Source organism: Allobosea sp. 05T439 (assembly GCF_056396005.1).
Window position 1 is genome coordinate 102,653 of the sequence record NZ_JBFTKP010000004.1, and the last position, 14,042, is coordinate 116,694.

Below are 14,042 nucleotides of genomic sequence, written 5' to 3' on the forward strand. Positions count from 1 at the left end.
ACCATGGATTCGACCTACCATTGGCTCGCGGGCTTCGCCCAATCCGCCGGCCTACTCTACTTCGTCGGCACCTTTCTGGCCATTTGCCTCTACGCGCTCTGGCCGAGCAACCGCGCGCGCTTCGACGAGGCCGCCCGCACTCCCCTGCGGGAGGACTGAGCCATGAACAAGCATCACGACCCTGCCTCGGAATTCGATGCCGCCACCGGCCAGTCGACCACCGGTCACGAGTGGGACGGCATCCGCGAGCTCAACACCCCGCTGCCACGCTGGTGGCTCGGCATCTTCTACGCCACGATCATCTGGTCGGTCGGCTACTGGGTCATCTACCCGGCCTGGCCGCTGCTGACCGACGCGACCAGGGGCGTCATCGGCTACGCCTCGCGACAGGAGATCGAGGACGATCTCGCGGTCATGCGCAAGGATCGCGCCGCGCTGGCCAGCGGCCTCGCCGACGCCTCGCTCGAGCAGATCAAGGCCGACCCCGCCCTGTTTCGCGTCGCCATGGCACAGGGCAAGGCCGCCTTCGGCGACAATTGCGCCGCCTGCCACGGCGTCGGCGGCAGCGGCGCCAAGGGCTATCCCAACCTGAATGACGACGAGTGGCTCTGGGGCGGCTCGCTTGCCGCGATTCAGACCACGCTGCAGCACGGCATCCGCGTCGCCGGCAACAACGACACCCGCGTCAGCCAGATGCCGGCCTTCGGGCGCGACGGCATGCTGAAGAGGGACGAGATCAGCGCGGTCGCCAACCATGTGCGCGAACTGGCCGGACTGTCGACTGCCCCCAAGGCTGACCTCGCACTCGGCCGCAAGCTCTTCGCCGATAATTGCGCGGCCTGCCATGGGCCTGCCGGCAAGGGCAATCAAGAGCTCGGCGCGCCGAACCTGACCGACGCCATCTCGCTCTACGGCATGGATCTCGCGTCCCTGACCGAGACCATCACCAACAGCCGCAACGGCGTCATGCCCGCCTGGGGCCAGCGTCTCGACCCGACCACGATCAAGGCGCTGACCGTCTATGTCCACTCGCTCGGCGGAGGCCAATGACATGGCACTCGCGGAAAGCGAAGACGCTCCGCTCTTCGCGCCGTCGAAGAAAGTTTACCCACAGAGCGTGTCGGGCCCGTTCCGGCGCGCCAAGTGGCTCATCCTCGTCCTCTGCCTCGGCATCTACTATCTCCTGCCCTTCCTGCGTTGGGACCGCGGCCCCAACCTGCCGAACCAGGCAGTGCTCGCCGACATCGCCAATAACCGCTTCTATTTCTTCTTCATCGAGATCTGGCCGCAGGAGGTCTACTACTTCACCGGCCTGCTGATCCTGGCCGCCTTCATGCTGTTCCTGATGAATGCCGTCGCTGGCCGGGTCTGGTGCGGCTATCTCTGCCCGCAGACCGTCTGGACCGACCTCTTCCTCGCCGTCGAGCGCGCCTTCGAGGGCGACCGGCGCGAGCGGATGAAGCGCGACGAGGGGCCCTGGACCGCCGACAAACTCGCCCGGAAGACCGGCAAGCACCTGGTCTGGCTCGTGATCGCCTGGTGGACCGGCGGCGCCTGGGTGCTCTATTTCGCGGATGCGCCAACCCTGGTGCGGGAACTCGCGACCTTCACGGCTCCGCTCTCGGCCTATGTCTGGATCGGCATCCTGACCTTCACCACCTATGCGCTCGCCGGGATCATGCGCGAGCAGGTCTGCACCTTCATGTGTCCCTGGCCGCGCATCCAGGCAGCGCTGACCGACGACGACGCCCTCAACGTCACCTATCGCTACGATCGCGGCGATCCGCGCGTCTCGGTCAAGCAGGCCACGCGCCTGCGTGCCGCCAACGAGCCGGCTGGCGATTGCATCGACTGCTACCAGTGCGTCGCGGTCTGCCCGACGGGTATCGACATCCGCGATGGCTCGCAGATGGACTGCATCCAGTGCGGCCTGTGCATCGATGCCTGCGATACGGTCATGCTCAAGATCAACCGCCCGGCCGGGTTGATCGCCTATGACACCGACGACAACGTCAAGCGGCGTATCGCTGGCCAGAAGCCGGTCTATCGCCTGATCCGCGCCCGCACCCTGATCTACACCGCGCTGATCGGGCTCGTCGGCGGAGCCATGATCTACCAGCTCGCAACCCGCAGCACGGCGGGAATCTCCGTGCTGCACGAGCGCACCCCGCTCTTCGTGACGCTCAGCGACGGCTCGATCCGCAACGCCTACACCATCCGCCTGCTGAACAAACGCCCGGATTCCCGTCCCTTCGCGCTCACCGTCTCCGGCCTGCCCGGTATCCGGGTCGAGACCGTCGGAACCCAGGCGACGGCCGATCTTCGCCCGATCATCACGGTCGACCCCGATTCCTCGCGCGAGATCCGCGCGCTGGTGACAGTGCCGGCCGGCATTCCTCTCGACAAATCCCAGACGATCACCTTCACCGCATCCGACCTGTTCGCCGGAGAGGTCGTGACCGCCGGGGATCATTTCATCGCTCCCTAGAGAACGCATCATGACCTGTTGCGGAGGCTTCATCATGCCGATCGATTTTCCAGCCCCACCGGCGCCAACTCGGCGCCGGCCCTTCGAGCTCAGCGGGCGTGCCGTGCTCTTCGGCATGATCGGCTTCTTCATCGTGGTCGCGGGCGTCAATGGCGTGATGATGGTCTCGGCCATCCGGACGATGCCCGGCGCCGATGTGAAGAGCGCCTACGAGACCAGCCAGCGCTTCAACGGCGAGATCGCGCGCATGCAGGCCCAGGCCGCACGCGGCTGGCTGGCCCAGAGCGAGGTCGTGCGTGCCGGCGCCGACGCGGTCGTTTCGCTCTTGCTGAAGGACAAGGCGGGCGCAGCTGTCACAGGGCTCGCAGTCGAGGCGAAGCTCCAGCACCCGGCGACGCGGCAGCAGGACCGCGAGGTGACGCTGACCGAAACTGCCCCGGGCCACTATTCCGCGACGGTGCCGGGGCTGCATGCCGGCGCCTGGACCCTGGTGGTCGAGGCAAAGCGCGATCGGGACCCGGCCTTCTCCTCCCGCAGCCGCATGATGCTGAAGGAGTGAGGCTCATGGCCGCGCAGCAGGATCTCTCCGTCTTCATCCGCCATCGCGAAAGCGGCGTCGCGGGCATGGAACTCGCGGTGGAGAACATCCGCTGCGCCGGCTGCATGCACGCGATCGAGAACGGCCTTGCCCATGAGACCGGTATCCTCAGCGCCCGGGTCAATCTCGCGCTGAAGCGCGTCACGGTGGAATGGACGGAAGGCGTACTGCGCCCAGAGGCCGTGATCGAGCGCCTCTCCCGGCTCGGCTTCAAGGCCTACCCTTTCCTGCCCGCCTCCGGCCGTGAGGACGACACAAGCGAGGAAAGGCGGCTGCTGCGCTATCTCGGCGTCGCCGGCTTCGCCTCGATGAACATCATGCTGCTCTCCGTCTCGGTCTGGTCGGGCAATAGCAGCGACATCAATCCGGTCACGCGCGACTTCTTTCACTGGCTCTCGGCGCTGATTGCCCTGCCAACCGCCGCCTATGCCGGCCGCCCCTTCTTCGAGAGTGCGCTCCGGGCTCTGCGCGCCCGCGCCGTCAACATGGACGTGCCGATCACGCTCGGCATCGTGCTCGCGCTCGGCATGTCGGTGGTGGTGACCTGGAACCACGCCGAGCATGCCTATTTCGACGGCGCGGTGATGCTGATCTTCTTCCTGCTGATCGGGCGCTATCTCGACCAGCTGATGCGCCGCCGCACGCGCGACCTCGCTGGCAATCTTGCCGCGTTGAAGGCCGAAACCGCGACCCGGCTGATGCCGAATGGCGAGGCGATGGTGACGCCGATCGCGGCCATCGTGCCCGGCGACCGCGTCCTGATCMAGCCGGGCGAGCGCGTCAGTGTCGATGGCATCATCGAGACCGGCTCCTCCGAAATCGACCAGAGCCTCGTCACCGGTGAAACCCTGCCGCATGCCGTCATGGCCGGCGCGCAGGTCTATGCCGGCACCGTGAACCTCTCCGGGGCCCTGACCGTCAAGGTCGAAGCCGCAGCCAGCGGCACCCTGCTCGACGAGATCGATGCCCTGATGGCGCGCGCGGTCGAAAGCCGCTCCCGCTATGTCAAGCTTTCCGATCGGGCGGCAAGGGTCTACGCCCCTCTCGTCCACGCCACGGCGCTCGCGACCCTGCTGGGCTGGATGGCCTTCGGCCTGCCCTGGCCCGAAGCACTGATCATCGCCATCACCGTCCTGATCATCACCTGCCCCTGCGCGCTGGGGCTGGCGATTCCGGCCGTGCAGGTCGTTGCTGCGTCTGCCCTGTTCAAGCGCAAGGTCATGCTGAAACAGGGCGATGCGCTGGAGCGCCTGGCCGAAGCCGATGTCGCTGTCTTCGACAAGACCGGCACCCTCACCCTGCCGGACCCCGATCTGGTCAATGGCGCTGAGATCGATACCGCAACCTTGCAGGCGGCGGGCAGGCTGGCAGCCGCGAGCCGCCACCCTCTCGCCCGCGCCATCGCCCGTGCCGCCGGCCATCCTGCTCCTGCGAGCGATGTCAGCGAAAATCACGGCGCAGGCCTGAGCGCGATTGTGGATGGGATCGAGACCCGTCTCGGCAGCGTCGCTTATTGCGAGGCCGGGGCGGAAGCCGCCATCGTCGCCGCGCGCCATCCCTCAGCCTCCCTGATCGCCTGGCGCCATGGCACTGAATGCGCCATCTTCGCGGTCGATCAGAAGATCCGGCCGGAGGCGCGCGACTGTATCGCCGCGCTACGCGGTCTCGGCCTCGAGATCCGCATTCTCTCCGGCGACCGAAGCGAAGCTGTCGCGCCGGTCGCCTCGGCCCTCGGTATCACGGAGGCCGAAGCCGGCCTGCGTCCCGACGAGAAGCTCAAGGCGCTCGACCGGCTCAGCGCCAAGGGGCGCAAGGTGCTGATGATCGGCGACGGGCTCAACGACGCTCCGGCCCTTGCCAAGGCCCATGTTTCGATCTCGCCGATCAGCGCGACCGACCTGGCGCAGGCCTCGGCCGACATTGTCTTCATCGGCGACAGCTTGATGCCGGTCGCCGACAGCCTGCGCATCGCCCGCAGGGCGCGCAACCTCATGCTGGAAAACCTCTGGTTTGCGGTGCTGTACAATGCCGTCGCGGTGCCGATTGCCGTCGCGGGCTTCGCGACGCCGCTCGTCGCAGCCGTCGCGATGTCGGGCTCGTCACTGGTGGTCACGCTCAACGCGCTGCGCGCGGGACGCGGCCTGCCGCGGCAGAATACGGGAGTGGCGTCATGAATATCCTGGTGATCCTGTTCCCCCTGGCACTCGGTCTCGGACTGCTGGGGTTGGCGGCCTTCTTCTGGTGCATGCGCACCGGCCAGTTCAGCGATCTCGAGGGACCGAGCTGGCGCATTTTGAGGGATGACGACCTGCGTTCGCCTGGGGACACCCGCACCAACGATCATTGACGCAGCGGCCGTTCCGGCCTTACCTCGCCAGCGACGGTTCCCTTAGGGGATCAAAAGGGAATGCGGTGCGGATGGTTCGCCATTCAATGCCGTGGCTGCCCCCGCAACTGTAAGCGGCGAGCCTTTCGCCACACGCCACTGGGGCCCTCGGACCTGGGAAGGCGGCGACAAGGCACCGACCCGCGAGCCAGGAGACCTGCCGTCAGCCGTGGTCACACGCGAACACGTTCGGACGGGGTGTTTCGATCGCTTGTTGAACTGCACGCTGGCTAAGGGCAGCGGACGGGGCCTCGCGTTCGCGGTGACGTGCCACAGACGTCAACGCCCGAGGTTCCATCGTGATCCGTCCTCCCAAGGTTGCCCGGCGCAGCCGGCTGCTCATCACCCTGTCGCTCCTTGTCTCCGCCGGCTCCCTCCCCGCCAACCAGGCATCCGCCCAGTCAGCCACCGAATCGATTGCCCTCGACGAAATCGTCGTCAGCGCGACGACGCGACCCACGCCAGCGCGCGAGATCGCCAATTCCGTGACCGTCATCACTGCCGGTGATATCGAGCGCGAGCAGCGCCGGACCCTGCCGCAGGCGCTCGCCGCCGTTCCCGGCCTCAATATCGTGCAGACCGGCGGGCCGGGCGGGCTGACCTCGGTCTTCATCCGCGGCACCAACTCCAACCACGTCAAGGTATTGATCGACGGCATCGAGGCCAACGACCCGTCGACCCCGAACCGCTCCTTCGATTTCGGCTCGATGCTGACCGACGACATCGAGCGCATCGAAGTGCTACGCGGACCGCAAAGCGGCCTCTACGGCGCCAACGCGCTGGGCGGCGTCATCTCGATCACCACCAAGCGTGGCGAGGGTCCGCCGAAGCTCACGGCCCGAGCCGAGGCCGGCTCATACGGCACCTTCAACCAGTCGGTCGGCCTCAGCGGCGGCGATGACCGCTTCAACTACGCCCTCAGCATCGCCCATTTCAAATCGGATTCGACCCCGGTGACGCCTCCCGGGCTCGTGCCGTCGGGGCGCCGCGTCAACCCGAATTCCTACGACAATTGGACCTATTCGGCCCGGTTCGGCGTCGCGCTGTCCGATACGCTGTCGCTGAACTGGGTCGGCCGCTACACTGACGGCTACCTGCTCTTCACCGGCGATTCCGGCTTTCCGAGCACGCCCAGCAGCTTCCGCAGCAGCCAGGACTACAAGCAGGCCTTCACCCGCGGAGAGGTCGTCTGGGATCCGCTTGGTGGGCGCTTCGTCAATCGCTTCGGCCTGTCCTACAGCAATCAGGACCGCACCGGCCGCACGCCGAATGCGATTGGTATCCTCGGCCTGCCGACGGAGAATCTCGGCGAGCGCACCAAGGTCGACTGGCGCGGCGACCTTGAGCTGATGAAGGGGCAGACCCTGGTGATGGGTCTGCAATACGAGCGCGAACGGCTGGAAACCCGCGCGCTCACGGCATCCAACGGCAATACGGGCGCCTTTGCCGAACTCCAGTCGAATTTCGGCGACCGGCTCTTCATGGTCTCGAACATCCGCTACGACGATGACGAGACCTTTGGCGGCCACACGACCTACCGCTTCGCGCCAGCCTATATCGTGCCGGAAATCGAAACCAAGCTGAAGGGGAGCTATGGCACGGGGTTCAAGGCCCCGACCCTGAGCGAGCGTTTCAGCGATTCTCGCCCGGCCTTCAACTTCTTCGGCAATCCCAACCTGAAGCCGGAAGAAAGCCGCGGCTGGGATCTTGGCTTCGAGCAGCCTCTCCTCGATGACAAGGTCCGGTTCGGCGCCACCTATTTCCACAACGACATCGAGAACCTGATCGTCACCAACGTGGCGCGGAACTCCTATGCCAATATCGGCAAGGCCACGACCAAGGGGGTGGAGGCCTTTACCGCGCTCGAAATCTCGCCGCAGTTCAAGGTGCGGGCCGACTACACCTTCACCATCGCCAAGGACGACATCGCCCGGCAGGAACTGCTGCGCCGTCCCCGTCACAAGGCCAGCGTGACGGCGAGCTGGACCCCGGTTGACAAGCTCACCCTTTCGGCGACGCTGATCTATGTGGGTGAGCGCGTCGACGGAAACCGTGACTTCTCGATCTCGCGCATGCGGGCGCCGGGTGCGGCCATCGTCAATCTCGCCGCCGAGTACAAGGCGACGGACAGGCTCAGTGTCTTCGGCCGCATCGATAACCTGCTGGACAAGCGCTACGAGAACCCCGTCGGCTTCCTGGTGCCGGGTCTGAGCGCCTATGGCGGCCTGAAGGTAACGCTGTGAAGCCTTGGGCGGCCCGCGCGATGACTCGCGGCGCCGTTCTGGCGCTTGGCCTCTTGCTCGGTTTCGGCGGCCTGACGGCCGCCGAAACGCCGGCCAAGCCATCCCGCATCGTCTCGCTCAACATGTGCTCGGACGAACTGGTGCTGCGGCTCGCCGAGCGCGAGCGCATCGCCTCGGTCACCTGGCTCTCGCAGGACCCGCGCAACGCCAACATGGCCGAGATTGCCAAGACCATCCCGGCCAATCACGGTCTGGTGGAGGAGGTGCTGAGTTACAAGCCCGATCTGATCATCGCTGGCGCCTACACGACGCGCAGCACGGTCGCGCTGCTGAAGAAGGCCGGTGTTCCCGTCCGCGAATTCGGGGTGCCGCGCAATCTCGCTGAAATGCGTGCCCAGATCGCCGAGATGGCGGCCCTGCTCGGCGAGCCAGAACGCGGCGCGGCCCTGATCGCAGCGATCGACCGGCGCCTCGACACGCTCGCCGCCAACCAAAGCGCGGGCCATCCCAGGGCGCTGGTCCTGCGGCCGAACGGGTTCACGGTCGGGCGCGGCTCGCTGGTGGACGAGATCCTGACCCGCGCCGGCCTGACCAATCTCGCCGCCGAACTCGGCATCGACAATTACGGCCAGATCGCGCTGGAGACCGTCGCGCTCGGACAGGCCGACATGCTGATCCTCAACACCACGCCGGGCGGGCCGCCCTCGCTCGCCCATGAGATCCTTCATCATCCGCTCCTGACGAAGCTCGGCGAGCGGGTCAGGCTCGTCGCCCTCCCCTCGAAACTCTGGACCTGCGCCGGACCGGCCGTGCTCGATGCGATCGAGCTGCTTGCCGCCTCCCGTACGCAAGGATCGCGCTCATGACATTGGCGGTTCAGGAAACGGTACGAGCGACGACGCCGAAGCTGGCGCGGCTCATTGTCATGCTGGCCCTATTGATGCTGGCCATGATGCTCGTTTCCATGGCGGTGGGGTATGCCCCACTCGACATCAAGGCGGCCCTCGCCGACGCCCTCGCCGGACGGAAGACCCTGCCGGCGCTCGTCCTTGTCGAGCTGCGCTTGCCGCGCGCGCTGCTGGGCGCGCTCGTCGGTTTCAGTCTCGGGCTTGCCGGCGCCGCCATGCAGGGCCTGTTGCGCAATCCGCTTGCCGAACCCGGAATCCTCGGAATTTCAAGCGCCGCCGCCTTCGGCGCGGTCGTGGTCTTCTACAGCGGCTTGTCGGCGACGATGGCGCTCGCCCTCCCCTTGGGCGGCATGGCCGGCGCCGCACTGGCAACGCTTCTGCTCTACGCCTTCATGGGGCGCGGCGCCGGAACGATGACGTTGATCCTCGCGGGCGTTGCGATCAACAGCTTCGCCGGTGCGATGACCGCGCTTGCGCTCAACCTCGCGCCAAATCCCTACGCCGCGCTGGAAATCGTATTCTGGCTGATGGGTTCGCTCGCGGATCGCAGCCTGCTCCATGTCTGGCTCGTGCTGCCGCCGATGCTCCTCGGCTGGCTGCTGCTGCTTTCGACCGCACCTGCCCTCGACGCTCTCACCCTGGGCGAGGACACGGCCAAGAGTCTCGGCTTCGACCTGACCTGGCTGCGCGCCCGACTAATCGGCGGAGCTGCACTCGCCGTCGGCAGCGCGGTCGCGGTCACCGGCGCGATCGGCTTCGTCGGCCTCGTCGTGCCGCATCTGTTGCGCCCGCTGGTCGGCAACCGACCGGGCCGGCTGCTGCTCGTCAGCGGTTTTGGCGGAGCGATCCTGACGCTCGCAGCCGATACCGCTCTGCGCCTCGCCCCGATCCGGCCCGAGCTGAAGCTCGGTGTGGTCACGGCGCTGATCGGAGCCCCCTTCCTGTTCCACCTGATCCATCGCCTGCGGCGGGAGGTCTGATGAAGATCGAAGCCTCGGGAGTTTCGCTCACGCTCGGCGGGAAGCCGATCCTGCGCGACATCGATATCGCGCTTTCGGCAGGCGAAATGGTCGGGCTGATCGGCCCCAACGGTGCTGGCAAGACGACCTTGCTGCGCGTGCTCTCCGACCTGGTCACGCCCGATTCCGGCCAGGTGCGCTACGACGGGCTGACCGCCAAGTCGCTCGGGCGCAAGGAATTGGCGCGGCGCATCGCCTTCCTTGCGCAGGGCGGCGCGGTACACTGGTCGATGCGCGCGGAGGCCCTCGTTGGGCTTGGGCGGCTGCCGCATCGCCAGCCCTTTGCCGGCGAGAACGAGGCCGATCGCGCCGCAATCACGCGCGCCATCGCAGCGGCCGACGCCACGGCGTTCGCCGACAGGACAGTCGAGACGCTCTCGGGCGGCGAGCGCATGCGCGTGCTGCTGGCGCGTGCGCTCGCCGTCGAGGCGCCGATCCTGCTCGCCGACGAACCTCTCGCGGCGCTCGACCCGCTACACCAGCTCGAGGTCATGGAGCTTCTGCACCGGACGGCTGCCGGCGGCACCGGGGTAGCGGTCATCCTGCATGATCTGACGCTGGCCGCGCGTTTCTGCGATCGCCTGATCCTGCTCGATCGCGGCAGGCTCATTGCCGATGGCTCGCCCGGAATCGTCCTCAACGACGCCAACCTTGCTGCCGTCTTCGGCATTACCGCGGCCCGCGGTTCGGAAGCCGGCGCACCCTACCTGCTGCCTTGGCGGCGCCTTACATCGGAACAGTCGTGACATGACAGCCCCTGACTACATTCGTGCGCTCCTGCGCGCTCATCTCGCCGATCCAGCCTCGCAATGGAATCTCGGCACCTTTGGCGCCATCGCCGAGTTCATGCGCGATTCGAACGAACCCGTTCAGCTGACTGATAAGACTCATCTCCTTGCGGCCACGACTGCGCGCGGCGGCATTGGCTTTCGCAATCTGACCGGCGTGACGCCCTTCGCATCGGAATCCGCGACCGGCCAGGGCTGGAGCCACCGCCTCGCGCTCTGCCTGCCCGAGACCGCCTGCGCGATGAGCCGGCGCACGGTTCTGACCGAGCTCGGCCCCGACGGCGACGCGCTGCGCGAGCAGGATCGCGAGGGCCTTCTCTTCGACATGGGCCTCGATACCCTGCAGGTCGACATCTGCATCCGAACCAGCACCCCGGGGCTGATCGCAGCCTTGCGCGCCGCATGCGGCCGCCCGCTTTTCGAGGCCGGCAACACCACCATGGCCGCCATCGTCGCAGCCGGGCCGCATCGCGTCTTCATCACCCGTTTCGGCCGTTGTGAAGTCTACCAGCCAATCCCCCCGGCAGACGGCAAGAGCCCCGAGGGGCCGCATACCCATGTCCTGCCCAAGCTGATGCGCTCCGGCCGGACGCATGCCGCCACCGAGCTCGTACCGGCAGGCCTCGTGCCCTGTGCTCATCTCGTGCCGGCGCATCCGGTCAAGGATGCGATGGGCCGGCCGACACCGTTCTATGCGACGGCCCAGAAGCAGTTCCAGGACCTGCTGATGCGCTATGGCGATGTCGAACTGGTCCGGTTGAAGGAGAGCGTGCTCGCGGCCATTGCCGCAGGAGCCGCCCCCTCCACCGTTCCCGCCCCACAGGATCGGTTTGCGCGTCACGCCGTGCGGGCGACATTGCGCCAACTCGCGGCGTCCGGCGAGCGCCTGCCCGGGCTCTCCGCCTGGATCTCCGCTCATGATGAGCGGCGTGTGGATGATGCTGGGGCGGATGATCCTGGCGCGGACGACGCCGCCGATGCCTATGGCCATGCGAACTGAGGGGCCGAAGCATCCCTCAGCCGGGCGCCCCCTCGGCCCCAATCTCCTGGTCGCTCCGGTGCGGGAGGAGAGTGAGACGGAGCGCGAACTCTAGCTGCCCGCTCATCCCGGTGGCTGGGATGACCGGCACGACGGCAAGCATGTCGAAGGGGCCGGGCGCCTCGCTTCGATGCGCTTCGGACAGGAGCGGAACGTGCTCCCGCCCCCGAGGTCAGCCTCGCGCGCCGGAGAGGATGATGCGCGATCCCTCGCGGTCGACGCGTTCGAGGCGCTGACGGAACCCGCCGGTGCCGGTCTCGAACGAACGGGTCCGCTGCTCCGTCGCCGGCTGCGCCAGATTCCGGCCCAGCATCGTCTGAGCCGGTGAAAGGCCGAGCAGGCCGAGCACGGTGGGGCCGATATCGATGATGCCGCAGGCGCGGTCATCCTTCGTCCCGGACTCAAAGCCGCCACCGCGGACGGCCAGGACGGTGTTGAGTTCGTGCCGGTTGAGCCCGCCATGCATGCCGCCGCCAACCGGCACATCGAACTTGGTCAGGAGCCCGAGCCCGGGATTGCCATAGCTGTCGGGCTCGTCGCCGGAGCGCAGGACATAGATGAGATCGGGCTGGCGCGCGTGATCGAGATCGACCAGCGAGAGCGCAAAACTTCCCTCGACCTCGCCCTCGACCTCGTTGCGGGCCTTCGCGAAGAGCATGCCCAGGAAGTCCTGCTCCCGGAGCCAGGCGGCAATCGCGTCGCGCCGGGCCGCTCCTCCCTCGAGGATGCGGATTTCCCCCATATTGCCGCCCGTCATCGAGAAGCAGGCGCCGGCCAGCGTGCGCTCGGCGGCACGGCGACCGGCATGGCCTTGCCCACGCAGCAACTCGGAGAGAGCGAGCTCGCCCTTGGTCGAGATCTGGCCGTGATCCGAGGCCGCGACGACGGCATAGCGCTCGGCATCGGGCTGCCCCTCGATCCATTCAAGCAGCCTGCCGAAGGCGGCATCGACATGTCTGAGTACCGCAAGCGTCTCGGGCGAGCCGAGAAAGCGGTAATGGAAGGAGGTGTCGGGCTCATTGAACCAGATCAGCGCGACGTCGGGCTTCATCTCGGCCAGCACATGCTCGCGCAGCACCCGTTCCGCGTAATCGATTTCCTCGAAGCGGGGCAGGCTGCGCGGCGGCAGCGCCCCGAAGCGCGCGACGACTTCGTCCACCGCGTCCGGCGTCTGGCTGTGCTCGCGCCCGAGGATCGAGAAGGTCCAGTGGCCGTTGGCCCTGGCACGCGGATTGATCAGATAGGCAGAGCCGGCCGAACCGGTATGGACCACGGCGAGCCGTTTGCCGGCCTTCGCCAGCACATCGCCGAAGCTCTCGGCCTCGACCAGGCCTCCACCGGTCGCAGCCTCCGCCAGTGCGATATCGTCGGCGCGGCTCATGTCGAGCGCGTGCTCGCGGGTCACCTCAGGGAACAGGAAGGCGTTGCCGACGACGCCGTGCACCTTTGGCGGCGCACCCGTTGCGATCGACGTGGTGGCCACGCGCGTCATCGACGGAAAGACGCTGCGCGCCTCGCGGAACCAGGTGCCCTGCCCTGTGAAACGCGCCAGGTTCGGCATCAGCTCGGGCGTGATGAAGTCCGGGCGCAGGCCATCGAAGACGCCGATGACGACGCGGGCGGCTGCAGCCTTGGCGGGTTTGCTCATGCGCTCTTCCTCAGGCCGCTGGTCAGCGCCTGCATCGCAAGCGCCCGTGTTGCAGCCACGCACTCATCGGCGGCGTACCAGAAACGCGGATTGAGCTCGATGTTGAAGAGGACACCGTCCGGGAAGACACAGGCCTCCATGAGCTCCTGCCAGGGAATGTCGCCCCAGCCGACCGGCAGATGCAGGTCGCCGTGTCCGAAGGCAAGCTTCTCGCTCAGGCTGTAGGTCTCGATCGCATCAGCCCGGCCGAAGGAATCGTGCACATGCAGATGCTTGGCGAGAGGGGCAAGCGCCTTGATCTCGCTGAGATAGTCGCCGCCGAAATAGCCTGTGCGCAGGTAGGAATGGCTGAAATCGAGCGTCGCCCAGACATGGGAGTGGCCGATCTCGACGAGTTCCTCGGCGAGCCGCGACGGCATCGAGGCGTGCATCCTGCCGTGGTGGCCACCGAACATGGTCTCGACGCAAAGCAGGAGCTCGAGCTCGCGCGCCACATCCCCGGCCCTCGACAGCCATTCGCGCTGGCGGTCATAGGCAGCCTCGACCACCTCGCCGGGCTGGGCCGGCATGACCCCGGAATGCATGACGTAATGCACGGCGCCGACCTCGGCCGCGATCTCCAGCGAGGCTTTCAGCACCTCGAAATGGCGCGGCAGGCGGGCCGGATCATCGAAGAAATTGATCGCCAGCGGACCATGCGCGGAATAGGCGAGCTTGCGCCCGGCACAGGCTCGCTTGAGCAGATCGAGATGCGGACGGCGGATGCGCCCCCCGATGATCAGGTCCATGTCGAAGATCGGCAATTCCGTGGACTCGACCCCGAGCGTCTCGACCTTGTCGAGGATCGCCGCGAAATCGGAGAGGTCGCTCTTGGGGCGCGGAGCCGTGATGCCGAAACCGCGGACGCCATTGGGATGCATGTTGT

Annotated in this window: 13 protein-coding genes and 1 riboswitch; of the genes, 11 read left to right on the plus strand and 2 right to left on the minus strand. The window is 67.0% G+C overall.

What is annotated here, in order from left to right:
* The first annotated feature begins 3 nt into the window (after nucleotides 1-3).
* From AC1DIO_RS06075 to AC1DIO_RS06125, 11 genes are all read left to right on the plus strand, one after another.
* Nucleotides 4-159 carry a cbb3-type cytochrome c oxidase subunit 3 gene (locus tag AC1DIO_RS06075; RefSeq protein WP_043235436.1) on the plus strand — a complete coding sequence of 52 codons (156 nt, stop codon included), beginning with the start codon at nucleotides 4-6 and terminating at the stop codon, nucleotides 157-159.
* A gap of 3 nt (nucleotides 160-162) precedes the next feature.
* Entirely contained in the window at nucleotides 163-1,050 is an 888-nt protein-coding gene (gene ccoP / locus AC1DIO_RS06080; RefSeq protein WP_441505881.1) for a cytochrome-c oxidase, cbb3-type subunit III, read from the plus strand.
* 1 nt (nucleotide 1,051) lies between these two features.
* Nucleotides 1,052-2,488, plus strand: a complete 1,437-nt coding sequence (ccoG, locus tag AC1DIO_RS06085; RefSeq protein ID WP_441505882.1) for a cytochrome c oxidase accessory protein CcoG — start codon at nucleotides 1,052-1,054, stop codon at nucleotides 2,486-2,488.
* Between the two features lie 34 nt (nucleotides 2,489-2,522).
* Nucleotides 2,523-3,047: a FixH family protein gene (locus tag AC1DIO_RS06090; protein WP_441505883.1), complete on the plus strand. Its 525-nt coding sequence runs from the start codon at nucleotides 2,523-2,525 to the stop codon at nucleotides 3,045-3,047.
* Between the two features lie 5 nt (nucleotides 3,048-3,052).
* The gene (locus tag AC1DIO_RS06095) at nucleotides 3,053-5,260 is read left to right on the plus strand and encodes a heavy metal translocating P-type ATPase (RefSeq protein WP_476853244.1); all 2,208 of its coding nucleotides are present in this window, start codon (nucleotides 3,053-3,055) and stop codon (nucleotides 5,258-5,260) included.
* Complete coding sequence (ccoS, locus tag AC1DIO_RS06100; RefSeq protein ID WP_113515886.1) at nucleotides 5,257-5,433, plus strand: cbb3-type cytochrome oxidase assembly protein CcoS; 177 nt, start codon at nucleotides 5,257-5,259, stop codon at nucleotides 5,431-5,433. Before AC1DIO_RS06095 ends, ccoS begins: the two co-directional genes overlap by 4 nt.
* Nucleotides 5,434-5,450: 17 nt before the next feature.
* Nucleotides 5,451-5,651: riboswitch (cobalamin riboswitch) on the plus strand.
* A 120-nt stretch (nucleotides 5,652-5,771) separates the two neighbouring features.
* Nucleotides 5,772-7,715 carry a TonB-dependent receptor plug domain-containing protein gene (locus tag AC1DIO_RS06105; RefSeq protein WP_441505885.1) on the plus strand — a complete coding sequence of 648 codons (1,944 nt, stop codon included), beginning with the start codon at nucleotides 5,772-5,774 and terminating at the stop codon, nucleotides 7,713-7,715.
* A 20-nt stretch (nucleotides 7,716-7,735) separates the two neighbouring features.
* Complete coding sequence (locus tag AC1DIO_RS06110) at nucleotides 7,736-8,581, plus strand: ABC transporter substrate-binding protein (protein WP_441505886.1); 846 nt, start codon at nucleotides 7,736-7,738, stop codon at nucleotides 8,579-8,581.
* Nucleotides 8,578-9,603 carry a FecCD family ABC transporter permease gene (locus tag AC1DIO_RS06115; protein WP_476824684.1) on the plus strand — a complete coding sequence of 342 codons (1,026 nt, stop codon included), beginning with the start codon at nucleotides 8,578-8,580 and terminating at the stop codon, nucleotides 9,601-9,603. Before AC1DIO_RS06110 ends, AC1DIO_RS06115 begins: the two co-directional genes overlap by 4 nt.
* Nucleotides 9,603-10,388, plus strand: a complete 786-nt coding sequence (locus AC1DIO_RS06120) for an ABC transporter ATP-binding protein (protein ID WP_441505888.1) — start codon at nucleotides 9,603-9,605, stop codon at nucleotides 10,386-10,388. Before AC1DIO_RS06115 ends, AC1DIO_RS06120 begins: the two co-directional genes overlap by 1 nt.
* Before the next feature lies 1 nt (nucleotide 10,389).
* On the plus strand, nucleotides 10,390-11,430 hold the full coding sequence (locus AC1DIO_RS06125; protein WP_476853245.1) for a DUF6925 family protein: 1,041 nt from the start codon (nucleotides 10,390-10,392) through the stop codon (nucleotides 11,428-11,430).
* Between the two features lie 211 nt (nucleotides 11,431-11,641).
* Here AC1DIO_RS06125 and AC1DIO_RS06130 read toward each other — a convergent pair whose 3' ends face one another.
* Together AC1DIO_RS06130 and AC1DIO_RS06135 are read right to left on the minus strand one after the other, a co-directional pair.
* Nucleotides 11,642-13,117, minus strand: a complete 1,476-nt coding sequence (locus AC1DIO_RS06130) for an alkaline phosphatase family protein (RefSeq protein WP_441505890.1) — start codon at nucleotides 13,115-13,117, stop codon at nucleotides 11,642-11,644.
* Complete coding sequence (locus AC1DIO_RS06135) at nucleotides 13,114-14,037, minus strand: sugar phosphate isomerase/epimerase family protein (RefSeq protein WP_441505891.1); 924 nt, start codon at nucleotides 14,035-14,037, stop codon at nucleotides 13,114-13,116. Before AC1DIO_RS06135 ends, AC1DIO_RS06130 begins: the two co-directional genes overlap by 4 nt.
* Nucleotides 14,038-14,042: the final 5 nt, after the last annotated feature.